At 69.8% G+C, this 15187-nt stretch carries 11 protein-coding genes and 1 pseudogene; 5 read left to right on the top strand and 7 right to left on the bottom strand.

Translation table 11 applies throughout. The annotated features are described in order from the left end of the window. Positions 1-6 precede the first annotated feature (6 nt). From LPA45_RS07585 to LPA45_RS07600, 4 genes are read left to right on the top strand one after another with little or no spacing between them, the layout of a single operon-like run. Positions 7-762, top strand: a complete 756-nt coding sequence (locus LPA45_RS07585) for a LamB/YcsF family protein (RefSeq protein WP_116323351.1) — start codon at positions 7-9, stop codon at positions 760-762. A 34-nt stretch (positions 763-796) separates the two neighbouring features. Next, complete coding sequence (locus tag LPA45_RS07590; protein ID WP_116323350.1) at positions 797-1609, top strand: putative hydro-lyase; 813 nt, start codon at positions 797-799, stop codon at positions 1607-1609. A gap of 28 nt (positions 1610-1637) precedes the next feature. Then, a complete protein-coding gene (gene pxpB, locus LPA45_RS07595) occupies positions 1638-3242 on the top strand; it encodes a 5-oxoprolinase subunit PxpB (protein ID WP_116323349.1) in 1605 nt (534 codons plus the stop codon). A 5-nt stretch (positions 3243-3247) separates the two neighbouring features. Continuing rightward, entirely contained in the window at positions 3248-4978 is a 1731-nt protein-coding gene (locus LPA45_RS07600; protein WP_116323348.1) for a biotin carboxylase N-terminal domain-containing protein, read from the top strand. A gap of 77 nt (positions 4979-5055) precedes the next feature. Here LPA45_RS07600 and LPA45_RS07605 read toward each other — a convergent pair whose 3' ends face one another. From LPA45_RS07605 to acnA, 6 genes are all read right to left on the bottom strand, one after another. Next, entirely contained in the window at positions 5056-5226 is a 171-nt protein-coding gene (locus LPA45_RS07605) for a hypothetical protein (protein ID WP_158577751.1), read from the bottom strand. Further along, the gene (locus LPA45_RS07610; protein WP_116323347.1) at positions 5213-6712 is read right to left on the bottom strand and encodes a tripartite tricarboxylate transporter permease; all 1500 of its coding nucleotides are present in this window, start codon (positions 6710-6712) and stop codon (positions 5213-5215) included. Before LPA45_RS07610 ends, LPA45_RS07605 begins: the two co-directional genes overlap by 14 nt. A 23-nt stretch (positions 6713-6735) precedes the next feature. Next, positions 6736-7284 carry a tripartite tricarboxylate transporter TctB family protein gene (locus tag LPA45_RS07615; RefSeq protein WP_317925433.1) on the bottom strand — a complete coding sequence of 183 codons (549 nt, stop codon included), beginning with the start codon at positions 7282-7284 and terminating at the stop codon, positions 6736-6738. Further along, a complete protein-coding gene (locus LPA45_RS07620; RefSeq protein ID WP_116323345.1) occupies positions 7281-8261 on the bottom strand; it encodes a tripartite tricarboxylate transporter substrate binding protein in 981 nt (326 codons plus the stop codon). The genes LPA45_RS07615 and LPA45_RS07620 overlap by 4 nt, the downstream gene beginning before the upstream one ends. Positions 8262-8353: 92 nt before the next feature. Continuing rightward, positions 8354-9094, bottom strand: coding sequence for an ABC transporter substrate-binding protein (locus LPA45_RS07625; RefSeq protein ID WP_116323344.1), 741 nt, complete (start codon positions 9092-9094; stop codon positions 8354-8356). Positions 9095-9190: 96 nt separating this feature from the next. After that, on the bottom strand, positions 9191-11815 hold the full coding sequence (gene acnA / locus LPA45_RS07630; protein ID WP_116323343.1) for an aconitate hydratase AcnA: 2625 nt from the start codon (positions 11813-11815) through the stop codon (positions 9191-9193). 239 nt (positions 11816-12054) lie between these two features. On the opposite strand from acnA, the pseudogene LPA45_RS07635 reads away from it, so the two are divergent. Then, positions 12055-13113 (top strand): annotated as a pseudogene (locus LPA45_RS07635) (lactonase family protein); the annotation flags it as partial. A gap of 66 nt (positions 13114-13179) precedes the next feature. Here LPA45_RS07635 and LPA45_RS07640 read toward each other — a convergent pair. Beyond that, on the bottom strand, positions 13180-14793 hold the full coding sequence (locus LPA45_RS07640; protein WP_116323342.1) for an alkaline phosphatase: 1614 nt from the start codon (positions 14791-14793) through the stop codon (positions 13180-13182). Positions 14794-15187 lie beyond the last annotated feature (394 nt).

Consider the following 15187-nt stretch of genomic DNA (forward strand, 5'->3'; position numbering starts at 1 on the left):
CACACTATGCATATCGATCTGAACAGCGACCTCGGCGAGAGCTTCGGCGCCTGGAGCATGGGCAACGATGCCGCCATGCTGGATATCGTCAGCAGCGCCAACGTGGCCTGCGGCTTCCATGCCGGCGATCCGGCAGGCATCCTGCAGACGCTGAAGGCCGCGGCGGAGCGCGGCGTCGTCGTGGGCGCGCACGTTTCGTATCCTGACCTGCAGGGCTTTGGCCGCCGCAACATGGACGTGGCCAGCGCCGACCTGGTGGCTGACGTGATCTACCAGATCAGCGCACTGTCGGGCATGGCCGCCACCGTCGGCACCTCCGTGCGCTATGTGAAGCCGCACGGCGCGCTCTACAACACCATCGCCAGCGACGAACGCCAGGCGCGCGACGTGATCGCCGCCATCCGCGCGGTGAACCCGGAACTGGCGCTGGTGGCGCTGGCCGGCTCGCCGCTGGTGGGCTGGGCGCGCGAGGCCGGCCTGCGCGTGATCGCCGAAGCGTTCGCCGACCGCGCCTACACGCCGCAGGGCACGCTGGTGTCCCGCCGCGAGAAGGGCGCGGTGCTGCACGATGCCGCCGACGTGGCGCAGCGCATGCTGCGCCTGGTGCGCGAAGGCACGGTGCTCGCCATCGACGGCAGCGTGGCGCGCGTGGAAGCGCAATCGATCTGCGTGCACGGCGACAGCGACGGCGCGCTCGAGATGGCGCGCGCCGTGCGCGCCGCGCTGGAGCGCGACGGTATCGCGATTCGTGCCTTCGCCTGAGCCCCCTGGCCCTGAACACACTGGAGAAACACCCATGCAAGCATCCGCACTGGAACGCGCCCGCATTGCCGCGGTGAACGCCGCCCGCGAAGCGCGCGCGAGCTATCGTGCCGGCACCGTGCAGCCGACCGCCGGCATTGCGCCGGGCATGACGCAGGCCAACATGATCGCCTTGCCGCGCGACTGGGCCTGGGATTTCCTGCTGTACGCGCAGCGCAATCCCAAGGCCTGTCCCGTGCTCGACGTGATCGAGGCGGGCGCGCACCAGACCACGCTGGCCGAAGGCGCGGACGTGCGCACCGACATTCCGTTGTACCGCGTCTGGCGCGACGGCAAGCTGGTGGAAGAGGTGGCCGATGCCACGCCGCTGTGGGCCGAGCATCCGGACCTGGTCACCTTCCTGATCGGCTGCAGCTTCACCTTCGAAACGCCGCTGCAAGAGGCCGGCATCGAGGTGCGCCATATCGCCGACGGCTCCAACGTGCCGATGTACCGCACCAGCCGCCAGTGCCGTCCCGCCGGCCGCCTGCATGGCGAGTTGGTGGTGTCGATGCGGCCCATCCCCGCGCACCGCGTTGCCGATGCCGTCTCCATCAGCGGGCGTTTCCCGTCGGTGCATGGCGCGCCGGTCCACGTGGGCGACCCGGCCGCGCTGGGCATCGCCGATATCGGCAAGCCTGACTTCGGCGACGCCGTGCGCATCGAACCGGGCGAGATCCCCGTGTTCTGGGCCTGCGGCGTCACGCCCCAGGCGGCCGTGATGGCGTCCGGCGTGCCGTTCGCCGTGACCCACGCGCCGGGCCATATGTTCATTACCGACGTGCCGGACAGCACGTACCACGTCTGAGACCGCCGGGTCCATTGCGGAGCTAGTCTTGCGTTTCCTGCCCGTCACCTCGAATGCCCTGCTGGTAGAGCTGGCCGACCTCGGCCAGACACTGGCCCTGCTGGCCTCGCTGCAGCGCGATCCGCTGCATGGCGTGGTCGAGCTGGTGCCCGCCGCGCGCACCATCCTCGTTCACTTCCGCCCCGCGGCCACCAGCGCCGCGGCGCTGGTGCGGGCCATCGCCGCGCGCGACCTGTCGCAGCGCGTCGAGCGCAGCGACATCCTGGTCGAAATCCCCGTGCGCTATGACGGCGAGGACCTGGCCGAGGTCGCCGGGCTGCTCGGCATCACGCCGGAGGAAGTCGTGCGCCGCCACACCGGCAGCGAATACACCGTGGCCTTTACCGGCTTTGCCCCGGGCTTTGCCTACCTGAGCGGCGGCCATCCCAGCTTAGACGTGCCGCGCCGCAGCACGCCGCGCACGCGCATTCCCGCCGGCGCCGTCGGCCTGGCGGGTACCTTCAGCGGCGTGTATCCGCAAGCCAGCCCCGGCGGCTGGCAGATCCTCGGCGTGACGCCGGTGGCGATGTGGGACCTGGATCGCGACCAGCCCGCGCTGCTGCAGCCTGGCTATCGCGTGCGCTTTGTCGATATCGCGACACTCAATGGCATGGCGGATCCCACCGGCGCCATTGCCTCCGTCGCGCCGGTGCGCGCGGCATTGCCGGCGGACAAGGCACCTGCCGCCGCGGCGCTGAAGGTGAAGGGCACCGGCCTGCAGACCGTGTTCCAGGACCTGGGCCGGCACGGCCAGGCGGGGCAGGGCGTGTCCGCCTCGGGCGCGATGGACCAGGCGGCGCTCAAGGCCGCCAACCGGCTGGTGGGCAATGGCAGCGATGCCGCGGCGCTCGAGACCATCGGCGGCGGCCTGCAGCTGCAGAGCGTCGGCGAGAGCGTGCTGGCAGTCACCGGCGCCGATGCGCCGCTGACGGTGCGCACCGTCGATGGACGGCAATGGGAAGTCCCGAACCACCAGGCCGTGGCGCTCGCCGATGGCGACACGCTGGCCATTGGCCAGCCGCTGGCCGGCGCGCGCTGCTACGTGGCCGCGCGCGGCGGGTTTGCGGTGGCACCGGTGCTGGGCAGCTGCGCCACCGACACGCTGGCCAGGGTCGGCCCCGCGCCGCTGGCGGTGGGCGATGTGATCGACCTGCGGCCGGCTCCGGCCGGCGCCATCGTGGGCACCCCCGAAATGCCTGCCGAGAACCTGCCCACGGTGGAGCAGGAGGTCGTGCTGGACGTGGTGCTTGGCCCCCGCACCGACTGGTTCACCGCCGAATCCGCAGAGCGTCTGGCCGCGCAGCGCTGGCAGGTTACGCCGCAATCCAACCGCGTGGGCCTGCGCCTGGCCGGCGAAGTGCCGCTGGCGCGCGCCATCTCCGGCGAGCTGCCCAGCGAAGGCACCGCGCTCGGGGCGCTGCAAGTGCCGCCGAGCGGCCAACCCGTATTGTTCCTGGCCGACCATCCGCTGACTGGCGGCTATCCCGTGATCGGTGCCGTGGCGCCTTATCACCTCGACCGCGCCGGACAAATCCCGGTCGGTGCCTGGCTGCGCTTCAATCCCGTCGGCGCCTTCGAAGAACTGCAACCGTAACTGCCATGAAGAAAGTCCTGATTGCCAACCGTGGCGAGATCGCCGTTCGCATCATCCGCGCCTGCGCCGACTATGGCGTGGCCTCCGTCGCCGTCTATGCCAACGCCGATATCGACGCGATCCACGCGCGCCTGGCCGACGAAGCCTACGGCCTCGACGGCGACCGCCCGGCGGACACCTACCTGAATATCCCCAAGCTGCTGGAGATCGCGCGCCGCAGCGGTGCCGACGCGGTGCACCCGGGTTATGGCTTCCTGTCGGAAAGCGAAGCCTTCGCCCGCGCGGTGATCGATGCCGGGCTGACCTGGATCGGACCGTCGCCGGAAACCATCGCCCGGCTGGGCGACAAGGTGGAAGCGCGCAAGATCGCGCTGCAGGTGGGCGCGCCGCTGGTGGCCGGCACTGCTGATCCGGTGACCGACGCCAACGAAGTGCTGGCCTTTGCCGAGCGCCACGGCCTGCCCATCATCATCAAGGCGGCGTTCGGCGGCGGCGGCCGCGGCATGAAGATCGCCTGGCGCATGGATGAGGTCGAAGAGCTGTACGCGTCGGCCGTGCGCGAGGCGGTCACCGCCTTTGGCCGGGGCGAATGCTTCGTCGAGCAGTTCCTCGACAAGCCGCGCCATATCGAAGCCCAGGTGCTCGCTGACCAGCATGGCAACGTGGTGGTGCTCGGCACGCGCGACTGCTCGCTGCAGCGGCGCAACCAGAAGCTGGTGGAAGAGGCCCCGGCGCCGTTCCTGAGCGACGAACAGCGTGCCCGCATCCACGCCGCCGCGCGCGATATCTGCGCCGCCGCGGGCTACACCAGCGCCGGCACCGTCGAATTCCTGCTCAGCACCGGCGGCGCGATCTCGTTCCTGGAGGTCAACACCCGCCTGCAGGTCGAGCACCCGGTGACCGAGCAGACCACCGGCGTCGACCTGGTCGTCGAGCAGCTGCGCGTGGCCGACGGCCTGCCGCTGTCGATCACCGAAACGCCGGCGCCGCTGGGCCATTCGATCGAGTTCCGCATCAACGCCGAAGATGTCGGCCGCGGCTTCCTGCCCACGCCGGGCCCGGTGCAGCGCTTCGAGGCCCCGTCGGGCCCGGGTGTGCGCGTCGATTCGGGCGTGCAGACCGGCTCGGTGGTGCCCGGCACCTTCGACTCGCTGATGGCCAAGCTGATCGTGACCGGCGCCACGCGCGAGCAGGCGCTGGCGCGGGCGCGCCGCGCGCTGCGCGAGTTCAGGATCGAGGGCGTGGCCTCGGTGCTGCCGTTCCACCGCGCCGTGATCGACCACGCCGATTTCCTTGGCGCCGACGGCTTCAGGGTCCATACGCGCTGGATCGAGTCCGACTTCACCGAGCCGCTGGCCGCCGCCGTACGCGCCGAGCCGCAGCCGGATGGCAGCCTGCTGCGCACCGCGATCGAGATCGACGGCCGCCGCATGGTGCTGGGCCTGCCGGCGCAGCTGCTGCGCGGCCTGGCCGACGCGCCGGTGCAGGGCGGTGCCGCTGTTCCCGCGCCGGCTGCCACCACCAATGCCGCCGACCTGCCTTCGCCGATTGCCGGCACGGTGCAGGCCTGGAAGGTCAACGTGGGGGATGAGGTCAAGGAAGGCGACCTGATCGCCGTGATGGAAGCGATGAAGATGGAGATGCAGGTCCATGCCCATCGCAACGGCCGCGTCACGTGGCAGTCGGAAACGGGCGTGTTCCTCGCGGCAGGGGCACGGCTGGCCAGCGTGGAGTAAGCCGCAAGGGCGGCAGGCAGCGGACGCGCATTGCCGCCCATGCCGCAGCGCCGTGACGGACGTCGCGGCGCCATGCCTCAGCTGTCGGGCGAGATCCTGGCGTCCTCGACGATGCGCCCGAACTTCACCGACTCCTGCTGGATAAACGCCCTGAACTGCCCCGGCGACGTCGGGGCGGGGTTGCCGCCCAGTTCCCGGAGCCTGGCGATCTTTTGCCAGGGGACTTGCCAGCGCTTATTCGTCGGCACCGCCCATCTTGCGCAGGCCTTTGAATACGAAGGGTGCCGCCAGCGCGGCGGCGGCCAGTGCCAGCAGCGTCGCCGAGCCGGGATGCGATACGAACACCAGCGGGTCGCCCAGGCTCATCTGCATCGCGCGGCGGAACTGGCTTTCGGCCATCGGCCCCAGGATCAGCCCGACGATCATCGGCGCGACCGGGTAGTCGTGGCAGCGCATGGCAAAGCCGACCAGCCCGAACACGACCAGCATGCCCAGCTCGACGATGGACGGGTTGGCCGCCAGCGTGCCCATCGCGGCGAACACCAGGATGCCGGCGTACAGCCAGGGCTGCGGCAGCTTGAGCAGGCGCACCCAGATGCCGATCAGCGGCAGGTTCAGCACCAGCAGCATCACGTTGCCGATAAACAGGCTGGCCACCAGCCCCCAGACCAGATCGGGCTTGTCGGCGAACAGCAGCGGCCCCGGCACCAGCCCGTATTGCTGGAAGCCGGCCAGCATCATCGCGGCGGTGGCGGAGGTGGGCAGGCCCAGCGTCAGCAGCGGCACCAGCGTGCCGGTGGCGGCGGCGTTGTTGGCCGCCTCCGGGCCCGCCACGCCTTCGATCGCGCCGCGGCCAAACTCGTCCTGGTGGTCGGTCAGCTTGCGCTCGAGGGTGTACGACAGCAGCGTCGGCACCTCGGCGCCGCCGGCCGGCAGCGCACCGATCGGGAAGCCGAGGGCGGTGCCGCGCAGCCAGGCTTTCCACGAGCGCTTCCAGTCCATGGCGGTCATGCGCAGGCCGCCTTTGACGGCCTCGATGGTGTCGTGCACGCCCTTGAACTTCGCCGCGGAAAAGAACGTCTCGCCCATCGCGAACAGGCCCACCGCCAGCGTCGTGACCTGGATGCCGTCGAGCATCTCCGGCACGCCGAAGGTCAGCCGCGCCTGCCCGGTGAGCTTGTCGATGCCGATCAGCCCCAGGCCGATGCCCAGCGCCAGGCTGGTCAGCCCGCGCAGCGTGGAATCGCCGAAGGTGGCCGACACCGTGACAAAGGCCAGCACCATCAGCGCAAAGTAATCCCACGGCCCGAACTTCACCGCCAGGTCGACCAGCACCGGCGCCAGCAGCGCCAGGCCCACGGTGGCCAGCGTGCCGGCCACGAAGGAGCCTATCGCCGCGGTGGCAAGCGCCTGGCCGGCACGGCCGGCGCGGGCCATGCGGTGGCCTTCGATGGCGGTGGCGATCGAGGCCACTTCGCCCGGCGTGTTGATCAGGATCGCCGTGGTCGAACTGCCGTACATGCCGCCGAAGTAGATGCCGGCGAACATGATCAGCGAGCCGGTCGGGTCGAGCTTGAACGTGACCGGCAGCAGCAGCGCCACGGTCAGCGACGGGCTGATGCCCGGCAGGATCCCGACCAGCGTGCCGAGCAGCACGCCGATGCCGGCAAAGAGCAGGTTGCCCGGCTGCGCCGCAACGGCGAGGCCCTGGGCAAGGTAGGTAAAGACATCCATTTGCAACTCCCTTCTTTGCCGGCTTAACCGAATACCAGGCGTTCCAGCGGCCCGGCGGGCAGCGCCAGCGACAAGGCCTTGGCAAAGAACGCATACACCACCAGGTTCAGCACCACGCCGATCGCGGCCGACCGGATCACGCGGCGCTCGCCGAAGCCCAGCGCGGTGGCGATGAACAGCAGCGTGGCGCCGGCGATAAAGCCGGACTGCAGTTGCAGCACCGCCATCAGCGCCAGCAGCCCGGCCAGCACCCAGCCGACCGCCTTCCAGTTCATCGGCTCGCGCGCCGGCGTTTCCGTTGTTTCCGTTGTTTCCGTTGCTTCCGTTACGCCGGCGCGGCGCGCCGCGGTGACCAGGTGCAAGGCGCCGAGCACGCCGAGCAGCCCGGCCACGAACAGCATGCCGACGGCGGGGCCGACGCCTGCGGCGGGCGCCGGCGGCAGCTGGCTGGCATCGGCGAATACCACCAGCGCCAGCAGCAACAGCCCGGCGCCGACGATGGCCCTGGGTTTATCGAAGCGCGCCGCGGCGCTGCGTGGTGTGGGTTGGGCGTGGGTCGTCATCGCTTTCATTTCGCCAGTCCGATCGATGCCAGGATGTCGCGCACGCGCGCCTGTTCAGACTTCAGGTAGGCGCCGAACTTGTCGGCGGGCAGGTAGGCATCGTCCCAGCCGCGGGCCTTCAGGATCTTCTGCCATTCCGGCGACTTGACCGCCTTGTCGACCGCGGCGGCCAGCGCCGCGGCCTGTTGCGGTGAAACATTGGGCGGCGCCACGATGCCGCGCCAGTTCAGCAGCTCGACGTCCAGCCCTTGCTCCTTCAGCGTCGGCACCGCGATGCCGGGCATGCGCTGCGCCGACGACATCGCCAGCGCGCGCAGCTTGCCGGTCTTGATCTGGCTTTCGAATTCGTTGTAGCCCGAGACCCCGGCGGTGACGCGGCCGCCCAGCATTTCCGCCAGCGCCTCGCCGCCGCCGGAGAACGGCACGTAGTTCAGCCGCGCGGTGTTGCCGCCCGCGGCCTTGACCACCAGCGCCGCCAGCATGTGGTCGGCGCCGCCGGCGGAGCCGCCGGCCCACACCACCTTGCCGGCATCGGCCTTGATCGCTGCCGCCAGGTCCTGGATGCTCTTGTGCGGCGAGTTCGCCGGCACCACCACGACCAGCGCATCGGCGGTCAGGCGCGCGATCGGCGTGACCTTGTCGAGGCTGACCGGCGCCTTGTTGGTGACCACCGCGCCGAGCATGGTGATGCCCATGGTCATCAGCTGGTTGCCGTCGCCCTTGGCGTTGTTGACGAACTGCGCCAGGCCCACGGTGCCGCCGGCGCCGGGGATGTTGTTGACCTGCACGCTTTTGGCCGCGCCGCTGGCGACCATGGCCTGCTGCAGCGAGCGCGAAGCGCCGTCCCAGCCGCCGCCGGGTGCGGCGGGGGCGGTGATCTTCAGTTCCAGTGGCGCGGCCTGCGCGTGGGCGTGGTGCAGCGGCACGGCGGTGCCCAGCAGGGCCAGCGCGGTGGTGGCGGCGAACCGGTTCAGTTTGGCAAGCATGGTGTCTCCTGTTGTCATGTCCTGGCGGCCTGCGCGGTGAGGTGCGATGGCGGCGGCGCAGGCGGGGGTAAAACGTAAGGGAATTGAAGAAATCAGGCGGCAGCCTCGGCGGGCGCGACCGATGCCCCCGCGATCTGGTGCCGGGCCAGCGCCTGCGCGACCAGGCCGCTCGCCTTCATCTCCTCAACAAAGGCATGCAGGTACGCTGCGGCGGCGCTGCCGCGGCTTTGCGGCAGGCCCATGGCCTGGCGGATCACCATGAAGCGCTCGTCCAGCAGGCGCAGGCCGGGGTGCTTCGCGGCATCGGCTTCCAGTTGCTGGCGCACGCCGGCGGCCACTTCCAGTCCTTGCTCCAGGAAGGCCTGGACCACCGTGGGCGAAGTCGGCGCGCGCACGATCTGCGCCGCCTTCAGTTCGCGCGTCAGGAACAGGTCATAGGCGCTGCCCTTGCCGACCGCCACGCGGTTGCCGGCGATGTCGACCTCGGCGTTGGAGCGGACCGGCGAGGCATCGCGCACCAGGTACCAGCCTTCGATCAGCACGTACGGCGCGGTGAAATGGATGGTCGCGGCACGCTTGGGATCGATGGCGAAGAAGCCGACGTCGGCCTCCTCGCTGGAAACCACTTCAACCGATTTGCCGGCGGCGTCGACCACCACCAGCTGCAGCGGCAGGTCCAGCCGCTGAGCCAGCGCGTTGGCAAGGTCGACGGACACGCCGAAAGGCTGGCCATCCTCGCCGCGGTTGGCGAGGATCGGATTGCCGAGGTTGATCGACGCACGCAGCACGCCGGTCGGGGCGAAGGCTGCAATCAGGTCTGGGTCAGGGCGCATGGCGAAATCAGGGCTTGGGGGCAGGCCGGGCAAGTGCAGGCCCGCGAGTTCGGGAAAGCTCGCGACAGCGCATGGCGAGCGGCGGGACAGCACGCGTCAGGCGGCGGGCTGCGACAGCGTCTTGTGCAGGATCAGCGGGATGACGCCGCCGCGCCGCAGCAGTTCGACTTCGAGCTGCGTCTCGACCGCGGCGGTGGCATCGATCACATCGACAGCGCCGCTGGCGCGCTCGATGCGGATTGGGACGCGGCAGCGTGGCGCGATGGCATGCGCGGGCGCCTCCACGTGGATCTTGTCTCCCGGCCTGATGTCGAGTGTGTGCGGCCCGGTGCCGCGCGGCAGCCGGACCGGCAGGATGCCCATGCCGATCAGGTTGGAACGATGAATGCGCTCGAAGCTCGGTGCGATCACCGCGCGGATGCCGAGCAGCCGCTGGCCCTTGGCGGCCCAGTCGCGCGACGAGCCGGTGCCGTAGCGTTCGCCGGCAACCAGCACCACCGGATCGCCGGCGGCACGGTAGCGCTCGGCGACTTCGAAGATCGGCTGCACTGCATTGCTGGGCACGTGCAGCGTATGGCCCACCGGCGCGGCCGGATGCAGCAGGTTGGCCAGCGTCTTGTTGTAGAACGCGGCGCGCATCATCACTTCCCAGTTGCCGCGGCGCGAGGCGAACACGTTCAGGTCGTTGCGGTCCTCGCCGCGCGCGACCAGGAAGTCGGCAATGAAACTGTCCTTCGGGATCGCGCTGGCAGGCGAGATATGGTCGGTGGTGATGTCGTCGCCCAGCACCAGCAGCGGATAAGCCGTGTAGCTGCCAAGCTGGCTGCCCTGGTCGGCCGAGGCAAACGGCGGGCGGCGAAGCGCGGTCGAGGCCGGGCTCCACGGGTAGCGCGGCGTGTCGGCCGAGGGCAGGGCGTGCCACAGCGGGTTGGCGGTGGCGACGCGGAAGGCCTCGCGGTAGTCGGCGGGCGCGGCGCCGCGCGCCACCAGTGCGTCGATCTCTTCGCGGGTCGGCCACAGGTCCTTCAAATAAACCCGCGTGCCGTCCGCGGCGGTCTGCACCGGGTCGCGGCTCAGGTCGGCCTCGGCATTGCCGGCCAGCGCAAACGCGACCACCAGCGGCGGCGACATGATGAAGCCCAGGCTCAGGTCCGGGTGGACGCGCCCCGGGAAATTGCGGTTGCCCGACAGGATCGCCACCGGCTGCGCGCTGCCATCGGCGATGGCCTCGGCAATCGGCTGCGTCAGCGGGCCGGGGTTGCCGATGCAGGTGGTGCAGCCGTAGCCGACGATATCGAAACCGACCGCGGCGAGATCATCGATCAGGCCCGCGCGCTCCAGGTAGCGCGCCGCCGCCGGCGATCCCGGCGCCAGCGATGTCTTGATCCACGCCGGCACCCGCAGGCCGAGCGAGCGCGCCTTGCGCGCGACCAGTGCGGCAGCGACCAGCAGCGCCGGATCGGTGGTATTGGTGCAGCTGGTGATCGCCGCCAGCGCGACCGGATGCCTGGGCATGCCGGGATGCGCATGCGACGGCGTGAAGCCGAACTTTTCCAGCGCGCGCGCCGTTTCGGCATAGCCAAGCAGGTCCTGCGGACGGCGCGGGCCGGCCACGTGCATGCCCACGGTTTCGAGATCCAGTTCCAGCACGGTGGTGTAGCGCGGCCGCGCGGCGCCGTCGAACCACAGGCCGACGCGGCGCGTATATGCCTCGACCAGCGCGATCGCGGTCTCGTCGCGGCCGGTGCTGCGCAGGTATTGCAGCGTGCGGTCGTCGACCGGGAAGAACCCCGTGGTGGCGCCGTACTCGGGCGCCATGTTGGCGACCACGGCGCGCTCGTTCGCCGACAGCGTCGACACGCCCGGCCCGAAGAACTCCACGAATTCGCCGGAAACGCCCAGGTCGCGCAGCCGCTTGGTCACCGTCAGCGCAAGGTCCGTGGCCAGCACGCCCGCGCGCAGCGCGCCGGTCAGGCGCACGCCGATGACGTCGGGAATGCGCTGCATCACCGGCATGCCGAACATCACCGTCTGCGCCTCCAGCCCGCCCACGCCCCAGCCCAGCACGCCGATGCCGTTGACCATGGGTGTATGGCTGTCGGTGCCGATCATCATGTCCGGCACGGCCCAGGCTTCGCCGCCGCGCTGTTCGCACGTGACCACGGTGGCGAGCTGCTCGAGGTTGATGGTGTGCATGATGCCGGTGCCCGGCGGATGGATGCGCACGCCGTGCAGCGCCTTCGAGGCCCAGCGCAGGAAGCCGTAGCGCTCGGCATTGCGGCGCGTTTCGGTTTCCAGGTTGAGCGGCACGGCGTCGGGGCGGGCGTAGTACTCGACCGCCAGCGAGTGGTCCACCGACGAATCCACCGGCAGCACCGGATTGAGCAGGTCGGGATCGCGGCCGGCCTCGGCCACGGCATCGCGCATCGCGGCCACGTCGACCAGCGCGGGGGTGCTGGTGGTGTCGTGCATCAGCACGCGGCCGGGCTGGTAGGCGATCTCGGCTTCGCTGGTGGCGTGCTCCAGCCACGCCAGGATGCCGCCGACGGCGTCGTCGCGCTCGGCGCCTTCGGCATTGCGGATCACATTCTCCAGCAGCAGGCGGAGGACGACAGGCAGGCGCCAGAGCTTGTCGCCGGCGACGGCAGGCAGGTCGACGATGCGGTAAGTGGCGTTACCGACGCTCAACGCTGCCGTTGGGGTGGGGTTGGTGTTTTTCATGACTGTATATTTGCATGTTTATGCGTAAAAATGCAATCAAGTGAAAACCCGAAGACAGCCAGATGCAATCCCCGAAAGTGTCAGATCCCTCTCATTGGCCGAACGCCACGCGCCGGCACCTGCTGCAAGGCGCCGCTTCCGCCGTTGTGCTGGCGGGGCTGGGCGCCATCGCCGACCCCGCCCACGCTGCCCGGAGCGCTAGCCCGAGCCACCAATCCAGACCATCGAAAGGAAAGTTCATGTACGCCTATGTCGGCTCCCGGACCACCCGTGAGCGCAACGCCCGCGGTGAGGGCATCAGCGTGTTTCGCGTGGAGGCCGGCAGTGGCGCACTGGAACCGGTGCAAGTCGTCGGCGATCTCGTCAACCCGTCGTTCCTGGCGCTGAACCGCCGCGGCGACCGCCTGTACAGCGTGCATGGCGACGTGAGCGACATCAGCGCCTTCGCGGTCGACCGTGCCAGCGGGCGGCTGGAATTCATCAACCGCCAGAGCACCCACGGCAAGAACCCCGTTCACCTGGCGCTGGACCCGAGCGAGCGGTTTGTGGTGGTGTCCAATCACATTGGCGCCAGCCTCGCGGTATTGCCGCTGGACGGCGAGGGCGCGCTGGGCGAGATGACGCAGCTGGTCAAGCTGGATGGCCCAGTCGGCCCGCACCGGATCGAGCAGAAGCAGGCCGAGCCCCATTTCAACCCGTTCGATCCGTCCGGCAACTTCGTCATCGTTCCGGACAAGGGACTGGACCGCACCTTCGCCTTCCGCTTTGCCGACGGCAGGCTGGCGCCGGCGTCGCCCGGCTTTGTCGAGTCGCGCGAGTCGTCCGGGCCGCGGCATGTTGCCTTCCATCCCAACGGCCGCTATGCGTATGTCGTCAACGAGCTGGACTCGACCGTGACGACGTATTCGTACAACCGCAACACGGCGCAGCTCACACCGCTGCAGATCCTGTCGACGCTGCCCGAAACCTTCACCGGCAACAGCCGCGCGGCCGGGATCGAAGTGGACCACGGCGGGCGCTTCGTCTATGCGTCCAACCGCGGCCACGACAGCATCGCGGTGTTTGTGGTGGACCCGCGCACCAGCCTGCTGCGCTTTGCCGGCGCCGACCTGTCGCTCGGGCGCACGCCGCGCTTCTTCACCACGGACCCCACGGGGCGCCTCCTGTACGCGCTCAACGAAGACAGCGACACCATCGTCGCCTTCCACATCAATCCCGACTCAGGCCGGCTCTATCCCACCGGCTTCAGCGCGCGCACCGGCAGCCCCGTGTGCATGGTGTTCTCGCCGCCGCAGGCCTCACCCGCTTTTATGAAATCCGCCGAGGAACCCGGCGTCGCCGACGCCGGGCAGACAGCATGCAATCTAGCCAGCCCCGGCCCGCTGCACGCCCGGGCGCCGGTTCTCCACCACAAACGCCGCCTGCGTGCCGACCGGGCTGTCCACGCGGGCCACGTCTTCCACCGCGCGCAGCGTGGCGGCCCACCGTGCGGGCGTGGCCTCCACCACGGTGTAGCCGCGCTGGTCCGGCCGCGCCTGCACGATATGCGGATTCTGGGCCACGATTTTTGCGACGCTCTGCACGCTGCTGCCCGAGGCCGAGGCGATGGAGGTCGTGCAGAACTCGCTGGCGATCACGCGGGATGACGGGTCGCTGAAGTCCGCCAGCACATTGCAGGCGTAGTTCTGGTGGATATCGCCGCCGATGAACACGGTGTTGCGTGGCGCCGCCGCCGCGATGCTGTCGAGCAGGCGCTGGCGCGCGGCGGGATAGCCGTCCCAGGTGTCGCTGTGGAAGGCTTCCTCCGGCGGCGCCTTGTAGTTGCGCCGCGAGAAGATGGTCTGCTGGGCGATCGCGCTCCAGCGCGTCTGGTCGCGCCGGTCCTGCGCCAGGCCCTGTGCCAGCCATTGCTCCTGCGCGCCGCCCAGCATGGTGCGGCGTGGGTCATAGAGCGCGCTGCATTCGCCGGGGGACACCGAGCCCTTGCGGGGCGGGCCAGGTTCGCGGCAGGGCTGGATATCGCGGTACTGGCGGTCGTCCAGCACATGGAAATCGACCAGCCGGCCCCAGCGGTGGCGTGCCTGGATGCTCAGCGCATCCGGCGAGCCAAGGCCCGCCGTGCCCCGCACCAGCGTGCTCGCGCGGATCGGCATGTTTTCGTAGAACGCCTGGTAGCCGGCTGTGCGCCGGGCGAGAAACGCTGCCGCGGGCTCGCTGCCCGCGCGTCCCGCGTAGTCGTTCTGGACTTCATGGTCGTCCCAGGTGACCAGCCACGGGCACGCGGCATGCATGGCCTGCAGCAGCGGGTCGCTCTTGTACAGCGCGTAGCGGTCGCGGAAGTCCTGCAGGCTGGTCGCGGTGGGCAGGCTGTGCGTGCGCGGCAGGTGCGCGCGCGCGTTGGCGGGCACCGCGGTCTCGTAGATGTAATCGCCCAGGAACACCACCAGGTCCAGGTCTTCCTGCCGCATCTGCCGGTACGCGGCGTAGTGGCCCTGTTCCCAGCGCTGGCAGGAGGCAAAGGCAAAGCGCACGCGCGGGGCCAGCGTGTCGGCCGCCGGCGCGGTGCGGGTGCGGGCAGGGGCGGTGGCTGCGTCGCCGTGCATGAACCTGTAGAAGTACCAGCGGTCCGGGCGCAGCCCGTCGACTTCCACATGAACCGAATGGCCCAGTTCGGGCCGCGCCTGCGCCTGGCCGCGGCGGACGATGCGACGGAACGCTTCATCCTCGGCGACTTCCCACTGGACGGTCAGCGGACCTTGCAGCGGCGTGATGCCCTGGGCATCGGCCTGGGGCGTACCCGGGACGGCGCCGTCGAGCAGGCGCGTCCACAGCACGAATCCGTCCGGCGTGGGGGCGCCGCTCGCCACGCCCAGTTTGAACAGGTCGCGCCCGCGCAGCGTGGCGGAGAGGGCCCAGCGGGGCAGCTGGGTGGCAAGGGCGGAGGCCGCCGCCAGCTTCAGGAAAGTTCTCTTTTGCATGCCGGTTCCGGGAGGTCGGTGGTTCGTCCAGCGCTGTCGATGTGCAGAACTATAGCGAAACGGGTTTACCGGTTCGGGAGATCCGAAAGTCGTCCCGGATGCACCTCGCTGGCCGCGGGCCGGAGATATCCGGCGTGCCGTCAAAGGCCTTCCATGGCAATGCAGCCGCCTTTCTGGCGACCGCCCAGCGTTTCGTGAGCGCCTGTTTTCCGCTTTCCGTAAGGATCGGCCCGACCGCTTAATTGATGGCCGCGCCCCGGCGCCATATCGTTCAGCCAAACCAACAAGACGACACGGGCGCAGCCTCGGGCCCGTTCGGTGCCGTTCCAGGCGGCCTCACAAACAAGGAGACAAGACATCATGGCCTATCCCTTCCATACGTTGCCGTAGCGGC

This window comes from Cupriavidus sp. Agwp_2, from assembly GCF_040784895.1.
Taxonomy (GTDB): domain Bacteria; phylum Pseudomonadota; class Gammaproteobacteria; order Burkholderiales; family Burkholderiaceae; genus Cupriavidus.

Bases quoted from the DNA above. Each gene is read 5' to 3' on its own strand.
- LPA45_RS07585 (WP_116323351.1), top strand. From the start codon at position 7: ATGCATATCGATCTGAACAGCGACCTCGGCGAGAGCTTCGGCGCCTGG.
- LPA45_RS07590 (WP_116323350.1), top strand. From the start codon at position 797: ATGCAAGCATCCGCACTGGAACGCGCCCGCATTGCCGCGGTGAACGCC.
- LPA45_RS07600 (WP_116323348.1), top strand. From the start codon at position 3,248: ATGAAGAAAGTCCTGATTGCCAACCGTGGCGAGATCGCCGTTCGCATC.
- LPA45_RS07610 (WP_116323347.1), bottom strand. From the start codon at position 6,712: ATGGATGTCTTTACCTACCTTGCCCAGGGCCTCGCCGTTGCGGCGCAG.
- LPA45_RS07615 (WP_317925433.1), bottom strand. From the start codon at position 7,284: ATGAAAGCGATGACGACCCACGCCCAACCCACACCACGCAGCGCCGCG.
- LPA45_RS07620 (WP_116323345.1), bottom strand. From the start codon at position 8,261: ATGCTTGCCAAACTGAACCGGTTCGCCGCCACCACCGCGCTGGCCCTG.
- LPA45_RS07625 (WP_116323344.1), bottom strand. From the start codon at position 9,094: ATGCGCCCTGACCCAGACCTGATTGCAGCCTTCGCCCCGACCGGCGTG.
- acnA (WP_116323343.1), bottom strand. From the start codon at position 11,815: ATGAAAAACACCAACCCCACCCCAACGGCAGCGTTGAGCGTCGGTAAC.
- LPA45_RS07640 (WP_116323342.1), bottom strand. From the start codon at position 14,793: ATGCAAAAGAGAACTTTCCTGAAGCTGGCGGCGGCCTCCGCCCTTGCC.